Raw genomic sequence first — 18,691 nt, forward strand, 5'->3', positions numbered from 1 at the left:
AACTGTCCGCCGTCAGCGACTCCAATGATGCCCCCTCTACCACCAGAACCCCACCAACCCGCGCAATTGGGCCTCGTTTCCCATTCCTGCGCTGGCGGACTGATTGACCCCTGTGGGTGGTAGGCGACAATAAAAGGATGCCCTTTTGAAGAGCATTTGCTCGTTTCCCCTCCTCTGTCGACGACTCTCCCCGTGCCACTTCGCCTTCTGACATTGCTCGCCCTGTTCATGGCACTCCCCGCCTGGGGTGCCACGGTGCGGCTGAATGACGGTCGCGTGCTGGTTGGTAAACCGACCATGCTCTCTGGCATTGCCGAGGATCCCACCAATCCACGGCCGATGGCGGGCGAAGTCAATGTCGCGCCTATTCTGATGGTCGACGATGGGTTGCGGCGGACTTACTTTGCAAAGAAAGACATTAAGGAGCTCGTCGAAGGCGACGAACCCCGGCAAGCAATGATCCGCCTGTGGCAGAACGTTGCGGAGCACGGTGGTGGGGTGGTGAGCGTCGGTCCAAGACTGGGCGCCGATCCATGGGATCCGTTCGGCCGACGCACCTTTCATATGCAGGCTCCTGGTGGCGCGCTCTCCATCATTCAAGGCATTACAGAAATCACGCCCGAATTCGTTCGCGTGCAAAGTCTTACCGGCAGCCCCAAAGCAGTGCAGTGGGACATGCGGCTCGCGACCAGCTCGATTCCGCCCGACGAGCTTGCCGCGATCCTGCATCAGGCGATCGATGCGAAGGACTACGAAGCACGGCTTCAGATCGTGCAGCTTTACTTGCAGGCCGAACGCTATCCGGAAGCACGCAAAGAACTAGAGCAAGTACTCGCGGACTTTCCGGAGCGAAGCGAACTCTCGGAGAACATCCGCCAGCTCCGGCAGCTCGGTGCACGCAGTATCCTGAAAGAGATTGAATTACGCCGCACCGCTGGTCAGCACAATTTAGTGCAAGCACTTTTGCCGCGATTCCCCGCCGAAGAAGTTGCGGGCGAGACGCTTCAGCAAGTTCGCGAGGTGATGACCGAGTACGATCAGCTGGCCGTTCGCAAGCAAGCGTTTCTGGAGCGGTTGGGCGAAGAGATCAAGGAGATCAAGGACGAGATCCACGCCCAGACTGCGCAGTCGTTCCTTGCCGAAGCGCAGCGGGATCTTACCTACAGCACGCTCGATCGCGCCGCAGCTTTCCTGCAACTTGCTGACGACGAGACGCTTACCAGCGAAGCAAAGGTCGCCTTGGCGATGAGCGGTTGGCTGCTGGGATCGACCGAAGCGACCGACAATTACGCGGTCGCGTCTTCGCTGCTACAGGTTCGCGATAAGGTGCTGGAGTACCTATGCGAAGATGAAGCGGCACGCCGCGCGCAGCTGCTGGCCGAGATCCGCGATCTGGAAGGTGGTACGCCCGAACGCGTCGCGCAGATACTGAAGCTGGTTCGTCCTCCCGAAGAAATTCCAGAGGGAAGCGAACGCGGTGTTCGGTTCTACGAGATATCGCTGGAACTGGCACCTCCGAGTGGCGCGATTCGCTATCTGGTGCAATTGCCTCCCGATTACGATCCCCTGCGAAGCTATCCCACGATCATCACCCTCAACGGGCATGGCTACCAACCCGAGTTGCAGCTCGACTACTGGGCAGGAGGCGCACACCCCACGCTCGGACGCATGGGCCAAGCGATGCGTCACGGTTACATCGTGATCGCCGTTGATTGGCTCGAGCCCCATCAGGCCACCTACAACAGTTCGCTTCGCGAGCACCAAGCCGTGCTCGGTACGCTTCGCGATGCGATGCGACGGTTCTCCATCGATACCGATCGGGTGTTCCTTACCGGCCACGGCATCGGCGGCAACGCGGCGTGGGACATCGGCCTGGCGCATCCTGATCTTTGGGCGGGTGTCATGCCCTTCCTGGCCCGCGCCGACAAGTACTGCTCGCGATACCGCGACAACTCTAAGTACGTCGATTGGTACTTCGTCGATGGCGAACTTGATGGCGACAACATCGAGCATAACGCGTCGCAACTCGACTTCTACCTGCGCCCTCGAGTACCTGGGACGGCGACGCTAGTAGAATACCGAGGTCGTGGCCACGAACCGTACCAAGATGAAATTCAGCGGCTGTTCGATTGGATGAACCGCCGCGTGCGACGCCCAGCCCCTACGGAGTTCGAGTGCCGAAGCATGAGGCCGTGGGACAGCTTCTTCTGGTGGTTAGAGCTTGAAGGACTTCCCGAGCGTTCAATGGTCTTACCAGAAACCTGGCCCCCCGAACGTGGCACGCGACCCACCCAAGTCCGTGGACGTCAGTATGAGACCAACAAAGTCGGCGTCTTTCACCAAGCCGAACGAACCACCGTGTGGCTAAGTCCCGAAATCGTCGATTTCACCAAGCCGATGGAAGTGACGCTCAATGGCCGTCGCATCGGTCCACGTGATCGCACGGTGCGACCCGACCTTGCTGTGATCCTCGAAGACGCACGCACGCGAGGCGACCGCCAGCGCCCTTACTGGGCGAAGATCACCGACCCTTGAGAACCGCCACACCAGCCGTCTCGGCCCTGGTGCTTCAGTTCTCCGCTTTATTGAGCAGCACGCCCGTCATCAACCAGCCGTCTTCGTCCGCGCGGACGCTCCGGCCACTAGGACCGAAGTAGCGGCGGGCGAGTTCGTAGCTCGGTAGCTCGCGGCCATCCAGCTTTTGCTCGCGGAGCAACTGATTCTTTTGGTCCGCAGGCGTGGTGAGCAGTTCGTTGAGCAACCGGGCGAAGAACGATTCGCTTTGCGGCAGGCGATTCTCGTTCAGCATCACGTAAGTCGGGCGGATCGTCTCGTCGGTCCGCGTGAACGACCAGCTGCATTGCTCCTTAGGAGCGAGCTTGGCCAGAGCGTCCTTCACGGCAATGTAGTCGAAGCTTTCGGCCAGCGATTCGTTTTCCGAAGCTTGCTTGAACGCCAATCGAAGGAACTCGACGTCCGAAGCAATGAACAACTGGCCGGCGTCGACGCACACGGCCGAGCGAGTCAGCAGACGCTCGTCGCCACCCGCATCGCCTTCGCCCTCGGGCACTAGCGCGCCGTCGTCGAGGCCGATGTCGAATTCTTCGACCTCTTCTGGTTGGAATTCCCAAATCTCGCGGCCTTCGAGGTCCTTCTTCAAGTACCCGTCTTTTTCTAGGTACTTGCCGATCGCGACCTTGAGCGTTTCGGCCTTTTCGGGCTTCACGTCGATCGCGAGCATGAATCGCTCGCTATCAGTTTCGATAGGTAGCGTGTAGTCCGTCATCATGCAGACGCGGGTGCCAAGGCTGGCGACAATATCGTTACGAAAGTCGATTCGTGGGCCGAATGGATCGTCTTTAAATCGATCCATGGCCGTCTTAAAGGCACCTTCGTAGCCTGCAATCATCGAGTCGAACACCGTGTCGATGTTGTCGAACGCGTTTAGCAGGTCGATGTTCACGGTTGTGTAGCGAGCGATCATCCGCGGCGTCCAATTGTGGAGCGTCAGATCGCTGGAGTTCGGCGTCTTGAAGATATTCATGCCCAGCAGGTACTTCTGCCCTTCGGGCGCACCCTTCACGGGCGGGGCGAAGACGGCAGTGCGATGGATGAAGTCGTGCTTCGGATCTGGCGCGACGTTGACCAATCCGCCAACGGCCTTCACGGCGTCAAAGCCTTGCTTGCGAAGCTGCTCAACGCGGTCTTCACCTTCGCGAGTGCGAGGCCGGATGGTGCGAATCGCGTCCGCCAGTGGGAAGGGGCGGACAAACCAAGTCACGTTGGCCTCGGGAATGCCGGCGTCGCTCTGGCACTTGTTGAGCACCGCTTGGTACTCGGCGATCGAATCGACGGCATCCGTGGCGCTGCCCGACATGCGACCTGCTACTTCAGCGACCGCACCGGCGTTGTCGGAGACGCACAGGAGGTTCTCATGTACGAAGTACGCCGCGGTGCGGGCGGGCTTGTCGTCGCCTTGTGGAGGCACGTCGTATTGCTGAATGGTGATGCCACCCGCTTCGCTGGTGCTCTTGGTCGCCTTCAGCCCCACTAAGTACTCGTCAAGCTTCTTGATCACCTCATCGCGCTGGGCATCGTTGCCGGTGGTGTCCACCACCAGAATCGAAGCGGCACGTCCGGTCTCGCGGTTCACAATGCCCCAGGCAAGTTCGCCGCTCGCGATGTTCTGCAGGTCCTGCAGCGATACGCCGACGCGCTCTTCGATGTCGCCCAACTTCTTGGGAACCGTCTTCTTCAGGTGATCGATAAACGGCTTCAGGCTTTCGTCTTGCGCAAACTGCCCGATTTGCGTCTGCTTGAAGCGCTGCTCGAAGTCGTCAGCATTCGCAATGCTGACGTAAGCAACGGTGGTGGCTGGAAGCAGCTTCTCGCTCCCCGGAGCGGCTGCCTGAGCTTTGCATGCAAGGATAAACGCGAGTCCTGCACACGCCCGCACCACTCCGGTCTTAATCGCCTGCTTCACGTTGGGGCCCCTCCGCTCCGTCTTGTTCGTCCTGATGCGCGCCGGGGTGCTGCTACCCAGCGATACGTATTCTTGAGGGCGGGGTGATGATAGGACGCCACGATCCATGTAGACCTCCGCCTCTTTCTTTACTTCGGCTGCCAGATTCTGAAAGATTGCCATCTTCTTACGATTCGCTACTTCTTGACAGGAATACCTAGTTGGCACCATCGTCCGAATTTATGGCGGTCGGGTAAAGTACACAATATGCCACGGCCAGCGAATTGGGCGAAAACCGGCCCAAGCTTACCCAGTGTGACGCGGTGCTACCCCAGAATCTCTCGCCGCCGAGATAAATAGTCCCAGACCACGTAGCGATCGAGATCACGCCCTGCGGTGAAGAACACGCGTCCCGTCGTCGATTCGGCTAGCCGATAGGCGAACCGCACGTCGTCTTCGGTTTGCGACCAGCTTGGTAGCAAAAACAGATTGATCGTAATACCATCCCGCTTGCATAGCAGTCCCTCGCGAAGCGTCGCCGACTCGGTTCGCGGGTCGGGTGGGTACAATAGGTAGAGCGTCTCTTGCTCGAAGTGCGCCGTTGGCAAACCATCGGTTATCAGCACGATCTGCCGGTTCGGCGTATCCTGCGCCGAAAGTTGACGCCGCGCCAGCGACAGCGCGTGCTGAATGTTCGTGAAGTGCGGCGGCACCATCGTCTCACTGATATCGTCCCGGCTCATGTCGGCCTTGAGGTGGACCACCGGATTGCTGATGGTGACAGGCTTCGGCATCAGGTTCACGACTTTCCCCGGTGGCACCATCTTGGCGAAGCTGTACATCTCGACGAACGAAAGATGATCGCCCGGATACTCGCTGCGCAGCAATCCTTGCAGTGCGAGCGCCATCCGTTTGACGTGAATGTACTGCCCGTCGTAGCGCATCGAGCCGCTCATGTCCATAATGACGCACGTCGCGCACTTCGGGGTGTTGCGCGTCTTGTGAATCTCGATGTCGTCCGAGCGAAGGCGAAACTCACCGCGGGGCAGGGGGCTACCAGCTTGGCGAACCAGGGCGTTGGTAAACGTCGATACTACGTCCATGTTGGCTATGGAGTCGCCGAATTCGAACGGTTTGGTAGACTGAAGCTCAACGGCACCCTCCCCGACGATCGCGCCCGTGTGCCTACCAGTGCGCGAGGCTTCGATCTCACTGAATAGTCGATCGAGCAACTTGCCTTGAAAGATGCGGTACGCTTGGGGAGTCAATCGAAACGTACCCCCCGACTGTTCGAGCCCCTGGCGCTCGGCCATCTCGCGCAGGTAGTCTTGCACTTGTTGCTGCAAGGAACTGAGTTGGTCGACATCGCCCGGCTCGGCGAACTCGCTGAGCATCTCCATGTCGATAAGCCCGATCTGAGCGGTCTTCGACGCTTCTTCAAGTTGTTTGAGAAGTTCGTCGATCTTCTCCAACTCTTCTTTGACTTCCAGAGCTTCTGGAACCGACATCGATTCTCGTCCGACGAACTCGTACTTCGCCGCCAACTCATCCACTTGATACTTCTCGCCAAGCCGCTCGATGAGGTTCATCATTTGCCTCGCGAAGGGCGAATTGTCGCTCTCGGCTGCGTACCACAATCGCTCGAGGTCGCGAAGCTGTTCCGACCATACCGCTTGGTGAAACCGATCGGCGTGGGCTTTGGACGGTCGTATGTCGGCTGCTGCCGACTGATAGGCCTTCCGAGCGCGCTTCAGCACTTTACGGGTCTCATACTTCTCCAGAATCTTCCGCTTCCGCTCTTCGAGCATCGCCCGCAGCGCATCAATGCTGGGACCAAGGCCTGCAATCTGACTAGGGTCAAGCCGCACCGCGCGAGCGAGTTCCTCCTCGGTCAGCTCTCGCCGTTCACCGAACATCAGCATGTGTTCGAAGGCCCCGCTCACCAAGTCGGGCGGCGGTTCGCTGGGGCTCGGAAACCTTGCGGGGTCGTATTTCTGATAGGTGTGAATCACACCGCCGAGCGTTTTGCGATTGGCCATCGTTGTCGAATTCCTGGCGGACGGTTCGGCGAGTCACCAAGTTTCACCGCGTACTTCGTCCCATTGTGCCCGCGGAGGGGGTAAAAGCACTAGTGGAACAATAGACAACCGGGCCTTTTGAGCAAGGGTTTAAGTCGGAACTGGGCCGGACAAGATTGCCTCGACGCGTTGGGTGGGCTAAGCTCAGGCTTCAGCGTTTATTGGCTCAAACGCTACTTTTATGCGAACTTCAGTACCGCCCTTATGGAATCTGTGTCTGTGTCTGAAAATCCCTTCCAAGCACCCCTAACAGATGCTAAAGACTATGCGACCACCGTCATGCAGGGAGGTCGACAACAAGCCTACGTCGATGGGAGTTACTTGGTGGTTCGATCGGGGGTGGTGCTTCCAACCCGTTGCGTCAAGACAAACCAACCCACATCCCCCTCTGAGGAACGGCGTCAGACTCTCTACTGGGCTCCAAGCTGGATTGGGATCCTGATACTGGTGAATCTCCTGATATTAGCCATCGTCTATTTCGTGGTACGGAAAGGCTGTGACATCACCTATTCTGAATCGCAAGAGCTTCGCGCCACTCGCCGTTTTCGGGTGCTGATCGCGTCCCTGGCGTGCGCTGGATTATTTGTGGGTCTTATTGCCGGAATCGTGGTCGAGTCGACCGTGGTAGTTGTCGTCACCATCCTGGGGATACTGGTTGGGCTGATTACGCTGCTCATCGTCGCCCGGGCACCTGTCCGTCCAGTGAAGTACAAGAAGGGCGAGTTCTGGATTCGCGGTTTCAGTCGCGAGTACCTCGATCAACTGGTGGTCGAGGGCGCTTAGTCACTCACCCTTAGCGTATCAACTGACCCGCATTCATTGAGACCTTATGATGCCTGCCGAATCCGACCCCGTCGCCCCGCTTCGAGCTGCGCTCGCCGTTTCACCCGATAATCTTCCGCTCCGGCGACACTTGGCCGATACGCTACTTTCTTTGTCGCGGTATGACGAAGCAGTAGACGAGTTTCGGAAGCTCCTCGAAGCATCGCCATCAAGCCGCGACATTCAGCTGGCACTAGCCAACGCGTTTTACCAGTCGGGTCGTGCGAGCGAGGCAGCGGTGATTCTCGAGTCGCTGCTCGACAAACCGAATCCGCCCGCCGCGGCGTGTGTACTCTATGCTCGTCTGGCGATTGGCGAAGGCCGAATTGCGGACGCCGTGGCTCGCTACAAGCAGGCGCTTGAAATCGATCCCGATGTGGCCGACGAGGAGCTTTCTACGCGCCTCGGTGTATTACCCAACCAGAGCTACCAAGAGCAGGACGATGAATTATTCGAAGGTCGCGTCCGCCATCGCGGCGCCGGGGCCGACGGCGACTTCGAGACCGAGCTCGAACGCCCAAAGGTCCGCTTCGAGAACGTTGGCGGCATGGACCAGCTCAAGGAAGAGATTCGGGTGAAAGTCATCTACCCGATGGAGCATCCCGAAATCTACCAGGCGTATGGCAAGACGATCGGCGGCGGCATCATGATGTACGGCCCGCCCGGCTGCGGTAAGACCTTCCTCGCCCGCGCAACAGCGGGTGAGATTAACGCCGGTTTCCTATCAATTGGCATCAACGATGTCCTCGATATGTGGATGGGGAACAGCGAGAAGCGGCTCCATCAGATATTTCAACAGGCCCGCGACAACGCCCCCTGCGTGTTGTTCTTCGACGAGGTCGACGCCCTCGGGGGCAAACGCTCGGACATGCAGAGCGGCACCGCCCGGCAGTTGATCAATCAATTTCTGGCCGAGCTCGATGGCGCGGAGTACTCCAATGAAGGAGTCTTGGTGCTGGCAGCGACAAACGCTCCATGGCACGTGGACCCCGCGTTTCGACGGCCGGGCCGATTCGACCGTGTGCTGTTCGTTCCGCCGCCCGACGAGCCAGCGCGTGCCGACATTCTGCGCCTCCACTGCCAGGGTAAGCCCACACGCGACATCGACTACAACCTGCTGGCGAAGAAGACCCCTAAGTACTCGGGGGCCGACCTCAAGGCGATCCTCGACCTCGCGATCGAAGCCAAACTCACCGAGTCGATCAAGAAAGGTGGCCCGCCGCAACCGATCCTGGGGAAAGACTTACTGCAAGCCATAAAATCGCACCGACCAACCACTCAGGAATGGTTCTCGTCCGCTCGGAACTACGCCCTCTACGCCAATCAAGGCGGATTGTACGACGACGTGCTGAAGTGGTTGGATAAGTAAGGCATGCTTCGTCGTCCGTAGCGCGCGAAAGCTCGCGAGCAACTTTCCGATCATCTCCACTCACGCCACGCTACAAGTGGTGTCCGTCATGAATCCCCACATCCAGCGCGCTCAGATGCTTTTCAATCGTTCTCGTTACGCCGATGCGGAGCGGGAGTTGGGCATGGCGCTACAGGTCAATCCGCACGAGCCGTGGGCTTACGCGCTACTGGGAGCGTGCCGGGCGGCTCAGGACGACTTTGCCAAGGCCGACGAGTTGGGGAGGCAGGCACTCGCGCTTGCACCCGATTCGGCCGACATTCGGCATCTGGTCGCACGAATTCAGCTTGCGCGCAACGACTTGCCGGCCGCTTTGAAAACCGCAACGGAGACGATTGAACTCGATCCCCACGATGCCGAACACTACGCCACGCGAGCCTCGGTGTACGCACAGCAGAAGAAGTGGGACCTCGCGCGCGCCGACTGCGATTCGGCGCTCGCTATAGATCCTGAGAACGTCGATGCGCTCAACGTCCGCTCCCACGCCCGGCGGGCGAAGGGGGATATGCAGACGGCGACCGCCGAACTGCGACAAGCGCTGGAGGTTGACCCTGATGATCCGTACTCGCACGCGAATCTCGGCTGGACCTACCTTCAACGTGGTGATTTGAAACAGGCTGAGACGCATTTCCGTGAGGCCTTGCGACTTGATCCTGAGCTGGAAGTCGCGCGGGTTGGCGTGCTTGAGACGCTTAAGGCCAAGGTGCCGGTGTATCGCTGGATACTCAATTACTTCCTGTGGATGCAAACCAAGGCGGCGGGGGCGCAGTGGGGCATTGTCATTGGACTCTACGTACTCTACCGAGTGCTTGCCGGGGTGGCTGCCAACAACCCGTCGATTGCCCCGTTCGTTGCCCCCTTTATCGTCCTCTACGTGCTATTTGCGGTAGCCACGTGGTTCGCCAAGCCGCTAGCTGATGCGGCACTTTTGTTCCATCCGTTCGGACGGATGGCGCTGACGGGGCAGGAGAAACGCGAAGGGTTGATTGTCGCAGCAATTGTCGCCGTAGCTACGACACTGGTTACCATTTCGTTTGTGACCGGTGAGCCGATTTATTCGGCGTGTGCTCTATTCATCGGATCGCCCGGTCTTGCTCTTGCCATGAGCTTCAAGTTCACGCCACGCGAGCCGCGACGCATCATGCAAGGTGTCGCCGCCGCTCTTGCCTGCGTGAGCTTGATTCTATTCCTCGAGCTGTTCACACCTGTCTGGCAGATACTCCTTCCGCAACAGCAGCACGAAGGGTTGATCACGCTGTTAGTGAAGGTGATGCAGTTCTCCCTGCTGGGCGTACTGATCGGCGCCAACCTGCTCGGCAGCCGCGAATGGCGGAGGTAGAACTGCTGTTAGCGCAGTTCCCCCGGCGTAAGCTGCTCCTGCCGGCCGATGTCAGGTTGCTTGCCCGTAACGTAGCCTTTGGCCATTTCGAACAGCACCGCGGGAGTCGATAGATCGTTCTTTAGATACACAACCGAGTTGGCGGTGACCAGCAGCAGCGCGAGTCGTGGATCGTCGGGACCGCCATCGCGATTGCCCCCTTCATCCGCGAACCAAATCTTCCAGTCCGGCGCGTACAATTCGCGAATGCGTGCTCGGTCTTGCGTGACGGTAGCCGTACCACTGACCGACACCCATTCCTTCGAGCTGTGATTGTAGTATCCAACGCTCACGTGCGGATCGGCTTCGATCTCGTCGACCTTGTGCGTGTTGATATCGGTCACGAACCACAGATCGGCGACCGGGCCATGGTCCTGGGTAGCCATGGGACGTGTGACCAGCATGCCGTCAGGCCTGCGGGTGGTAAGTAGCGCAACGTCCATGTCGTCGAGAAGTTCGTAAAGTTCGTCGAGTTTTTTCTTAGTGCTGGCGGTAGACATGGCGATTGGCTCCAGAGGCGTGTGGATAGAATTCCTGCCTCACTAGCTATGCATACACCGTGCCAGTCTCCGCCGCGCTACGCGAAGGATGTATGAAAGACCGCCGAGTACCGAGCTAGTGGTGCTCGCGCAACCCCACTGGTGTCGCTGCAACCATCGTGGGAGTGGCTAACTACGCATGCAATTGCCTGAGCTCGTCGGCCAGGATACGGATACCATCTTCCACCACCTCTTCGCCTTGTGAGAAGGTAACCCGAATGCACTGACGGCGGTGGGGCCAGTCGTTGTCGGCATCTTCCAGACCGTAGAAGAAATACTCGCCGGGGACGACGAGCACCCCGCGGTTCTTGAGCCGCGTGTAAAGTTCACGCGTGGCAATCGGCAACTCCGGAAACCACAGCCACAAAAAGAACGCCCCTTCGCTGCGATGCACCGAATAGGGAAAGTCGTCCGCGAAGTGCTTCGCCACCATCGCGTGCGCAGCCTCGGCCTTCTTCTGGTAGAAGGGACGAATCACTTCTCGCGACAATTGCAACAGCTCGCCACTGCGGAGCATCGGCTCGACGATCGCCTGACCGATGTTGTTGTTCGCCAGACCGACGATGCCCGTCATCGTGCGGATGCGGCTGGCGATCTCTTCGTCGGCCAGGACAATGCCGGTGCGAGTGCCTGGCAGGCCGAGCTTCGACAGGCTGAAGGTCATTACCATGCTCCGATTCCACATCGGCGCGATCGGCTCGAACACGGCACCCGGGAAGGGCTCGCCGTACGCGTTGTCGATGATCAACGGAATGTTCGCTTCCGACGCCAAATCGGCGAGTCGCGATACTTCGTCGTCCGTTAACACGTTGCCGGTCGGATTCGTTGGGCGGCTCACGCAAATCGCTGCCGAGTTCTCGTCGACCTTGAGTGCGTCGAAGTCGATGCGGTACTTGAACGAGTGGCCATCGAGTTGTTCGATGCGAGGCCGAAAACTCTGAAAGATTCCCTCGGCCACTCCTTGGTCCGAGTAGCCTATGTACTCGGGCACCAGGGGCAGCACGACTTTTCGGAAGCGGCCATCGGCCATCTCGCCGGCGAGTAGCGTGAAGAGAAAGAAGAACGCGGTTTGGCCACCGTTAGTCACAGCGATGTTTTCGGGACCGACATCCCAGCCATAAATGTCACGCAGCGCCCCGGCGAACGACTCGCGGAATCGCGGATTGCCGCCAGGCCCATCGTAGTTGGCCAGCATGCGGTCGCAGTGCTCGGTGTCGTCGACGATGGCCTGCAGTCGCTCGCGCCACACCTTTTGCACTGGAGGAACATGGGCCGGATTACCGCCACCAAGCATCCGCATGTGCGTTTTCCCGGTCCCGGCGAGGGCCGCCCCCAGGTCGTCCATCAACTCGACAATGCCGCTATGACCTGAGAGACGCTCGCCGGTGATTGAGAACTGGTGTTGCATGATGGGGGGATTTAGGTGCGAATGGGTGCCTGGAGACTTCAGCTACGTACGATCATTCCTGAAGAGCTAGAGTCTGTAAATCCGGTATTGGTTCGGAGCCCCTAAGTCAAAATGAAAATCATCGCCGCCATGAGCGAAAACCGAGTGATTGGCCTAGGAAACGGCATGCCCTGGGATGTCCCTGAGGAGTACCAGCAGTACCGCGAGCTCACACGCGGATCGACCATGATCATGGGCCGGCAGAGCTTCGAGATATTTGGCCGCGACGCCACGGCCGCCCATTTGGTCGTGCTGAGCCACTCACCCCAGCCCGTTCCCCGAGCCACGGTGTGCCAAAGCCTCGCCGAGGCCCTCAACGCCGCCAAGGCCTTTGGCAAGCCGATCTTTAGCGGTGGTGGCGCGAGCGTTTACGCCCAAACCATTCCGCTGGCAAACGAGATGCTCCTATCAACAATTAAGGGGGAGTTCGAGGGCGACACCTATTTCCCGGAGTTCAACGCCTTCGAGTGGCAGGTGGTCGAAGAACGAGACGAGGAGCGATACCTATTCCGGCGCTGGGCACGTCGGGCCGCCAATTTGGTAGACTCTTCGCAGTTGCCTCCAAGATAGCGTGGGTCCTGGCGAATACCCACGCATGAGTCTGGCGATATTCCCTCCGACCATAGCCTTCATGCCCGAAATTTTTATCCTCATCATCCCGTTGTTCCTGATCGGCTTCGGCCTGCTCGCGTACTACTCGTACCAGCAAGCCAAGAAACGCCGAGAAGAGCTTGCCGCGCTCGCCGCGCGGCGGGGGTGGAGCTACAGCCCGGGCTACGAATCGGACTGGGATAGCCGATACTCGCAGTTCGGCTGCTTCACCCACGGGCACTCGCGGTGCGCCTACAACCTGCTGCAGGGAACGATTGAAGTCGACGGCCAGCATCAGCCCTGTACGGTGGGCGATTACACCTACAAGGTGACGACCGGCTCTGGGAAGGACGAGAACACGACGACCTACTACTTCAGCTTCTTGTTGTTGGAATTGCCTTTCGTCGGGCTTCCCCAACTGGCGGTCCGTCCCGAGGGGTTCTTCGACAGCGTTACCTCGTTCATGGGCTTCGACGACATCGACTTCGAGTCCGAAGAATTTAGCCGCAAGTTTCACGTGAAGTCGTCCGACAAACGCTTCGTCTACGATCTGTTGCACCCGCGTACCATGGAATTCATGCTCGACACCCCGCCCGCCACGTTCGAAATCGAACGCGATGTGTTCTGCCTCAAGAGCAATAGTAGTTGCTGGCAAGTACCGGAGATCGAACAGCAAGTCGATTGGTGCCAGAGATGGCTAAGTCTCTGGCCGCCGCATCTCGTGGCCGATCTCAAGTCCCGCGCAGCAAGGTAGACGGACATGGAAGTGCTCATTCCTCTGGCGATCCTCGCGGCAATCGTGCTTGTGCCGCTAGCGTGGTACGTGGCGGTGTTCAATCGCTTTACGCGACTCCGGCAGCACCTGTGCGAGAGCTGGAGCGACATCGAGGTCGAGCTGCAGCGCCGCTACGAGCTGATTCCGAACCTTGTAGCCACCGTCCAGGGCTACGCCAATCACGAACGCGAGGTGCTGAGCGAGGTGACCGAAATCCGCAACCGCGCCGCGGCGAATCATGGTCCGGTGAGCAGCCAAAGCCGTGACGAACGCGACCTGGAGCTTGGGCTCAGAAAACTGTACGCCGTGGCCGAGGCGTACCCCGACTTGAAGGCAAGCCACCACTTCCTCGCGCTCCAGCAGGAACTTTCGCTCACCGAAGACCGCATTGCCGCCGCCCGTCGTTTCTACAACGGCAACGTCCGCGATTTGAACCAACTCCGCGAGTCATTCCCAACGAGCCTCGTCGGCAGCATGGGCGGCTTCGAACGAGCTGAGTATTTTGACAGCACGGCGGAGCCAGCGCAGGTGAGTGTGGTGATGCGGTAGTGAGTTGTGGGGGCAGTTTCGGCGTTAGTGGCTGATCAGAGGAAGTATCTGCTCAAGTCGTTCGGTGATTCCCATCCGCTCGCCCCAATGTCGCAAATACTTCTGGTCGATTTCCGTGGGGCAGAAGAACCGTTCGGTGATGTCGGAAATGTCTCGAAGGCCTCCGGCAGCGACTTTGAGCAGAATCAGATCTTCGACGGATACGATCCAGGCTTTGAAGCCGTTGATCTCCGCTTGCCATCTCCGCGAGAGAACGGATCGATGGTAGTCGCAACTACATAGAAAAATGTCAGCGGCGATAGATTGGTGCCGATCCCAGGCGAGTAGCTGGATGTAAGGCATACCAGCGACATTGAGCACTCGGTTGTGCTCGGAATCTGCTCGCCAACCGTACTCCGCCTCCTCCACCCATTCAAATAGGGACGCGATGTCTGCTTCGCCGAGTTTAGCGATGATATCTATGTCGTAAGTTGCACGAGGAACACTGAACGCCCGGATTGCAAATCCTCCCATCACTGCGTACGGGACATTCAGAGAATCGAGGGTGCCCACGAGGTCGCAGAAGAGTTCGTCAATTCTGGCCATCGAGTTCTTTCGAGCGTGCAAAGGCGGCTAGGAGATTTGCGTTCCGCTTCCAGTGATTCGATTCGAGCAACTTAAACTTTCGCTCCGTCAACGCAGCGTCGGCGCAGAATAGATATCCCCATCCTCCCTCAATCATTTCAATGGACATGGCGATTCGCTCGCCAGGAGTCATCGCGCGATATGCTCGAATTTGTTCGTCACTAAGCACAACATACTCCTTTTACTTAGTCAGTCGTTCAAACCCCCCGCTTCGGCTTCGGAATCCGCCCCGTCCCACGCTTGCTTCCCCCCTCGCCGTCGGAGGAATTACGCTGCTTTCCGCCACGGCGGCCTTTGTTCACTTTGCCTTTGCGTGACTTGATCGAGTCCACCGGCTGGCCGATGCTGTCGCGCATTTGTCCGATGCGGTCGCGGATGGCGGCGGCGCGTTCGAACTCCATCGCCTCGGCGGCTTCTAGCATCTCCTTCTCTAGCTCCACAATGTACTCTTCGGTGATGTACACCGCGTCGTCACCACGTCCCACCTTGGCGTTCGCCGCGGCGTGGGCCTGCTGCTCCGATTCGATGCCCGAACGGATCGCCTTCTTCACCGTCTGCGGCGTGATGCCATGTTCCTTGTTGTACTCCTGCTGCAACACGCGACGCCGCTCGGTCTCGTCGATCGACCGCTGCATGCTGCCGGTGACCTTGTCGGCGTAGAGAATGACCTTGGAGTTCACATTTCGCGCCGCACGACCGATGGTCTGCATCAGCGATGTTTCGCTTCGCAGAAAACCTTCTTTGTCCGCATCGAGAATCGCGACCAACGACACTTCGGGCAGGTCCAAGCCTTCCCGCAGCAAGTTCACACCCACCAAGACGTCGAACTTCCCCTGGCGCAAATCACGCAGCAACTCCACTCGCTCGAACGCGTCGAGCTCGCTATGCAGCCACTTGCAGAGCACACCTTGCTCGTTGAAGTAGGTCGACAGGTCCTCGGCGAGCCGCTTGGTGAGCGTGGTCACCAGCACCCGCTCGCCGGCGGCGGCGCGCTCCTTGATCTGCTCGAGCAAATGCGGCACCTGACCGCGTGCGGGAACCACTTCGATCACGGGGTCCAAGAGTCCGGTAGGCCGCACCACTTGCTCGACCACCTCGCCACCCGTTTGCCCGAGTTCCCATGGCCCCGGCGTCGCCGAGACGTACACCACTTGCTTGGCACGCTCCTGCCATTCGTCGAACTTCAGCGGCCGGTTGTCGAGCGCACTCGGCAGGCGGAAACCATGTTCGACGAGCGTCGTCTTACGCGCGCGGTCGCCGTTGTACATCGCACCGATCTGCGGAATCGTGGCGTGCGACTCGTCGATGAACAGCAAGTAGTCCTCGGGGAAGAAGTCGAACAGCGTGTTCGGCGGCGACCCCGGCGGGCGACCACTCAGCGGCTGGCTGTAGTTCTCGATGCCAGGGCAGTAGCCCATCTCCATCATCATTTCAATGTCGTACCGCGTGCGAGCATTCAGCCGCTGGGCTTCGAGCATCTTGCCTTGTTCTTTAAAGAGCTGCAGCCGGCCCGTGAGCTCTTTGCGAATCTGATCTACGGCGTTCTCGATCCGCTCTTCGGGCAGCACAAAGTGCTTGGCCGGGTAGATATAGATCTGCTGCAACTTGTCGACCACCGCGCCGCTGGTCGGATTGATGATCGAAAGCGACTCGACTTCATCCCCCCAGAATTCCACGCGGTAGGCGAACTCTTCGTAGCTGGGCCAGATCTCGACCGAGTCGCCCCGCACGCGGAACTTGGCACGCTCGGGATCGAAATCCTTCCGCTCGTACTGAATGTCGATCAGTCGCGCGAGCACTTCGTCGCGTTCGATCACTTGCCCCACCGCGAGGCCAATCATCATCTGCTTGTAGTCTTCCGGCGAACCCAAGCCGTAGATGCAGCTCACGCTCGCCACGACGATCACGTCACGCCGACTCACCAGCGAGCTGGTCGTCGCCAGCCGCATGCGGTCGATCTCTTCGTTGATCGAGGCGTCCTTCTCGATGTAGATGTCGCGCTGCGGAATGTACGCTTCGGGCTGGTAATAGTCGTAGTAGCTGACGAAGTAGCTCACCGCGTTGTTCGGGAAGAACTCCTTGAACTCCCCGTACAGCTGCGCGGCGAGAGTCTTGTTGTGCGACAGCACCAGCGTCGGCCGCTGCAGCTGCTGGATGATGTTCGCCATCGTGAACGTCTTACCGGAACCGGTAACGCCCATCAGCACCTGCTCGCGCCGCCCTTCGGTGAGCCCCGCGACCAACTGACGAATCGCCTCGGGCTGATCGCCAGCGGGGGCGAATTCACTCGTGAGCTGGAACTGAGGCATAGGTCACCCGCAGGGAGATCGAGGGTTGGAATGGACCCCGTATTCTACCGCCTTGGTGAACTCCTAGCCAGCAGCTTCCGCCTCCGCCGCCTTCTTCCGCACCGCGGCCGCCCGAAGGTTCAGCATCTCCACTCCAAGCGAGAACGCCATCGAGAAGTAGATGTAGCCACGTGGCACATGCGAGTGCAGGCCTTCGGCAACTAGCACCACGCCGATCAGAATCAGGAACGCCAGGGCCAGCATTTTCACGCTGGGGTGGTCGTTCACGAAACGCGAGATCGGGCCGCTGAACGCCATCATTACGGCGATCGCGAGCAGCACCGAGGTGACCATGATCGCGAGCGCCACCCAGGGTTGCTTGTAGTCGTCGGGGTTCACCATGCCGACGGCCGTTAGCACGCTGTCGAGCGAGAACACCAGGTCGATCGCCAGAATCTGCAGCAGCACCGCCATCATCGAGCTCTTTTGCTTCGTGCGGCTTGCATGGCCGTGATCGTCCACGGCGTGGCTGATCTCCCACGTCGCTTTGCCGATCAGGAACAATCCACCAAGCAGCAGAATAATGTCCTTCACCGACAACGGTGTCACGCCACTCTCGGCCGCGGCTTCCCCTTCGGCTGGCTCCTCGCCACCATGCCCGTGGCCCACATCGGCGGCCCCCGGCACATCGAACGGCAGCGTCACCACAATCACACTATCGAGGGTGATCACCCACGTGATGGCCAGCAGCAGCACGATCCGCCCCACAGCCGCGAGTGCGAGCCCGATAAAGCGAGCCCGAGCCTGCTTCTCCTTCGGCAGCTTGCCAGCCAGAATCGCGAGAAACACGACGTTGTCGATGCCCAGCACGATTTCGAGAATCGACAGCGTCGCGAGGGCGGCCAGGCTATTGGCGGTGAAGAGTTCTTCCATGATTCCGATGGGCTGAAGGGAGGCAATGCTGGACGCCAATAGCTTAACTAGGAATACCCGCCGGCGACAACGGCCTCGGGAGTCCAAACTTGAATCTCGTCGAATCGAGCGAAATGGGCGGAGTTGAACGTAAGCAGCCGCTCCATGCGATGCCGCACCATTGCGGCCACCAATCTCGCGTCATGCGTGGTCTTGCCGCTAATGTCGTACTTCTCGACGAGCGCGATCCAATGTGGGTAGATCGAACGCTCGTCTTGGCGCATGCGGAATTGGATGAAAGTCTCGATGCTATGTTGCGCCTCACTCTTGGACATCCCGAGGCCATTTACGGATGTAGGCCTCGTCGCGACTGACCAAAATTCATATGTGTTTTGAGGAACAACATAGAGCGTGTGATCCGCTGCAATTAATGACTCTACCGCCTCGACTGCCTTATGAAATTGGGAATCCGACTGCCCGTTGGCAATTCTCAAAAGGATATTTGTATCGATCAGTACCCTCATTCGCCACAGCCTTCGTACATGGCTTCGCGGCTATCATCCAGATTAGGATTGCGAATCGCAGGGTGGCTATACGCCCAAGCATGGAATCGCTTAATTAATTCCTCAGACGTTAACGGCTCGCCCGTGGTCAGATCTTCGTCCGCTACGGAATCGTGCGATTGCCGAATGATTGCCTCCGCCACGTATTGCTGTTCCGCCAACGGCAATGCCTGAAAGTTGGCGATTAGATTCTGAGCTTCTGTGGACATTTTGTGTTTTCCTCCACCCACATTTTACCTCACCGCCCCTCGGCAG

Annotated in this window: 16 protein-coding genes; 7 read left to right on the top strand and 9 right to left on the bottom strand. The window is 59.0% G+C overall.

The features are described from left to right. The first annotated feature begins 192 nt into the window (after positions 1-192). A complete protein-coding gene (locus tag SH292x_RS07255) occupies positions 193-2,535 on the top strand; it encodes a tetratricopeptide repeat protein (RefSeq protein ID WP_442484927.1) in 2,343 nt (780 codons plus the stop codon). A 34-nt stretch (positions 2,536-2,569) separates the two neighbouring features. Here the strand turns inward: SH292x_RS07255 and SH292x_RS07260 are convergent, their stop codons facing one another. Together SH292x_RS07260 and SH292x_RS07265 are read right to left on the bottom strand one after the other, a co-directional pair. Beyond that, complete coding sequence (locus tag SH292x_RS07260) at positions 2,570-4,645, bottom strand: hypothetical protein (protein WP_442484928.1); 2,076 nt, start codon at positions 4,643-4,645, stop codon at positions 2,570-2,572. A 143-nt stretch (positions 4,646-4,788) separates the two neighbouring features. After that, positions 4,789-6,501, bottom strand: a complete 1,713-nt coding sequence (locus SH292x_RS07265) for a hypothetical protein (RefSeq protein WP_442484929.1) — start codon at positions 6,499-6,501, stop codon at positions 4,789-4,791. A 258-nt stretch (positions 6,502-6,759) separates the two neighbouring features. Between SH292x_RS07265 and SH292x_RS07270 the strand changes: the two genes are divergently transcribed. From SH292x_RS07270 to SH292x_RS07280, 3 genes are all read left to right on the top strand, one after another. Further along, positions 6,760-7,323, top strand: a complete 564-nt coding sequence (locus tag SH292x_RS07270) for a hypothetical protein (RefSeq protein ID WP_442484930.1) — start codon at positions 6,760-6,762, stop codon at positions 7,321-7,323. A gap of 46 nt (positions 7,324-7,369) precedes the next feature. Next, positions 7,370-8,731, top strand: coding sequence for an AAA family ATPase (locus SH292x_RS07275; RefSeq protein ID WP_442484931.1), 1,362 nt, complete (start codon positions 7,370-7,372; stop codon positions 8,729-8,731). A gap of 88 nt (positions 8,732-8,819) precedes the next feature. Continuing rightward, a complete protein-coding gene (locus SH292x_RS07280; protein ID WP_442484932.1) occupies positions 8,820-10,109 on the top strand; it encodes a tetratricopeptide repeat protein in 1,290 nt (429 codons plus the stop codon). Positions 10,110-10,117: 8 nt separating this feature from the next. Here SH292x_RS07280 and SH292x_RS07285 read toward each other — a convergent pair whose 3' ends face one another. Both SH292x_RS07285 and SH292x_RS07290 read right to left on the bottom strand, forming a co-directional pair. Then, positions 10,118-10,648 (bottom strand): pyridoxamine 5'-phosphate oxidase family protein, encoded by a 531-nt coding sequence (locus tag SH292x_RS07285; RefSeq protein WP_442484933.1) that lies wholly within the window; start codon positions 10,646-10,648, stop codon positions 10,118-10,120. Positions 10,649-10,820: 172 nt separating this feature from the next. Then, positions 10,821-12,095, bottom strand: coding sequence for a valine--pyruvate transaminase (locus tag SH292x_RS07290; RefSeq protein WP_442484934.1), 1,275 nt, complete (start codon positions 12,093-12,095; stop codon positions 10,821-10,823). 111 nt (positions 12,096-12,206) lie between these two features. Here SH292x_RS07290 and SH292x_RS07295 point away from each other — a divergent pair, with 111 nt between their 5' ends. The 3 genes from SH292x_RS07295 (at position 12,207) to SH292x_RS07305 (ending at position 14,049) form a co-directional block, all read left to right on the top strand. Further along, positions 12,207-12,704, top strand: a complete 498-nt coding sequence (locus SH292x_RS07295; RefSeq protein WP_442484935.1) for a dihydrofolate reductase — start codon at positions 12,207-12,209, stop codon at positions 12,702-12,704. A 61-nt stretch (positions 12,705-12,765) separates the two neighbouring features. Beyond that, complete coding sequence (locus tag SH292x_RS07300) at positions 12,766-13,479, top strand: hypothetical protein (protein WP_442484936.1); 714 nt, start codon at positions 12,766-12,768, stop codon at positions 13,477-13,479. Positions 13,480-13,485: 6 nt separating this feature from the next. Then, positions 13,486-14,049, top strand: coding sequence for a LemA family protein (locus tag SH292x_RS07305; protein ID WP_442484937.1), 564 nt, complete (start codon positions 13,486-13,488; stop codon positions 14,047-14,049). A 24-nt stretch (positions 14,050-14,073) separates the two neighbouring features. Here the strand turns inward: SH292x_RS07305 and SH292x_RS07310 are convergent, their stop codons facing one another. The 5 genes from SH292x_RS07310 to SH292x_RS07330 all read right to left on the bottom strand — a co-directional run bounded on the left by SH292x_RS07310 (position 14,074) and on the right by SH292x_RS07330 (position 18,645). Beyond that, positions 14,074-14,634 carry a DUF6036 family nucleotidyltransferase gene (locus tag SH292x_RS07310; protein ID WP_442484938.1) on the bottom strand — a complete coding sequence of 187 codons (561 nt, stop codon included), beginning with the start codon at positions 14,632-14,634 and terminating at the stop codon, positions 14,074-14,076. Positions 14,635-14,870: 236 nt separating this feature from the next. Next, positions 14,871-16,982 carry an excinuclease ABC subunit UvrB gene (gene uvrB, locus SH292x_RS07315; RefSeq protein WP_442484939.1) on the bottom strand — a complete coding sequence of 704 codons (2,112 nt, stop codon included), beginning with the start codon at positions 16,980-16,982 and terminating at the stop codon, positions 14,871-14,873. Positions 16,983-17,045: 63 nt separating this feature from the next. Beyond that, the gene (locus tag SH292x_RS07320) at positions 17,046-17,894 is read right to left on the bottom strand and encodes a TerC family protein (RefSeq protein WP_442484940.1); all 849 of its coding nucleotides are present in this window, start codon (positions 17,892-17,894) and stop codon (positions 17,046-17,048) included. Positions 17,895-17,941: 47 nt separating this feature from the next. Further along, positions 17,942-18,397 carry a type II toxin-antitoxin system VapC family toxin gene (locus tag SH292x_RS07325; protein WP_442484941.1) on the bottom strand — a complete coding sequence of 152 codons (456 nt, stop codon included), beginning with the start codon at positions 18,395-18,397 and terminating at the stop codon, positions 17,942-17,944. Next, positions 18,394-18,645: a hypothetical protein gene (locus SH292x_RS07330; protein WP_442484942.1), complete on the bottom strand. Its 252-nt coding sequence runs from the start codon at positions 18,643-18,645 to the stop codon at positions 18,394-18,396. The genes SH292x_RS07325 and SH292x_RS07330 overlap by 4 nt, the downstream gene beginning before the upstream one ends. Positions 18,646-18,691 lie beyond the last annotated feature (46 nt).

Origin of the sequence: Aeoliella fuhlenseeensis, from assembly GCF_052161615.1 — a bacterium.
GTDB lineage: Bacteria > Planctomycetota > Planctomycetia > Pirellulales > Lacipirellulaceae > Aeoliella.

Excerpts from the sequence above, each read along its gene's own strand:
- SH292x_RS07265 (WP_442484929.1), bottom strand. The coding sequence starts at position 6,501 with ATGGCCAATCGCAAAACGCTCGGCGGTGTGATTCACACCTATCAGAAA.
- SH292x_RS07280 (WP_442484932.1), top strand. The coding sequence starts at position 8,820 with ATGAATCCCCACATCCAGCGCGCTCAGATGCTTTTCAATCGTTCTCGT.
- uvrB (WP_442484939.1), bottom strand. The coding sequence starts at position 16,982 with ATGCCTCAGTTCCAGCTCACGAGTGAATTCGCCCCCGCTGGCGATCAG.
- SH292x_RS07305 (WP_442484937.1), top strand. The coding sequence starts at position 13,486 with ATGGAAGTGCTCATTCCTCTGGCGATCCTCGCGGCAATCGTGCTTGTG.
- SH292x_RS07300 (WP_442484936.1), top strand. The coding sequence starts at position 12,766 with ATGCCCGAAATTTTTATCCTCATCATCCCGTTGTTCCTGATCGGCTTC.
- SH292x_RS07310 (WP_442484938.1), bottom strand. The coding sequence starts at position 14,634 with ATGGCCAGAATTGACGAACTCTTCTGCGACCTCGTGGGCACCCTCGAT.
- SH292x_RS07330 (WP_442484942.1), bottom strand. The coding sequence starts at position 18,645 with ATGTCCACAGAAGCTCAGAATCTAATCGCCAACTTTCAGGCATTGCCG.
- SH292x_RS07260 (WP_442484928.1), bottom strand. The coding sequence starts at position 4,645 with ATGGCAATCTTTCAGAATCTGGCAGCCGAAGTAAAGAAAGAGGCGGAG.
- SH292x_RS07325 (WP_442484941.1), bottom strand. The coding sequence starts at position 18,397 with ATGAGGGTACTGATCGATACAAATATCCTTTTGAGAATTGCCAACGGG.
- SH292x_RS07320 (WP_442484940.1), bottom strand. The coding sequence starts at position 17,894 with ATGGAAGAACTCTTCACCGCCAATAGCCTGGCCGCCCTCGCGACGCTG.
- SH292x_RS07285 (WP_442484933.1), bottom strand. The coding sequence starts at position 10,648 with ATGTCTACCGCCAGCACTAAGAAAAAACTCGACGAACTTTACGAACTT.
- SH292x_RS07275 (WP_442484931.1), top strand. The coding sequence starts at position 7,370 with ATGATGCCTGCCGAATCCGACCCCGTCGCCCCGCTTCGAGCTGCGCTC.
- SH292x_RS07295 (WP_442484935.1), top strand. The coding sequence starts at position 12,207 with ATGAAAATCATCGCCGCCATGAGCGAAAACCGAGTGATTGGCCTAGGA.
- SH292x_RS07290 (WP_442484934.1), bottom strand. The coding sequence starts at position 12,095 with ATGCAACACCAGTTCTCAATCACCGGCGAGCGTCTCTCAGGTCATAGC.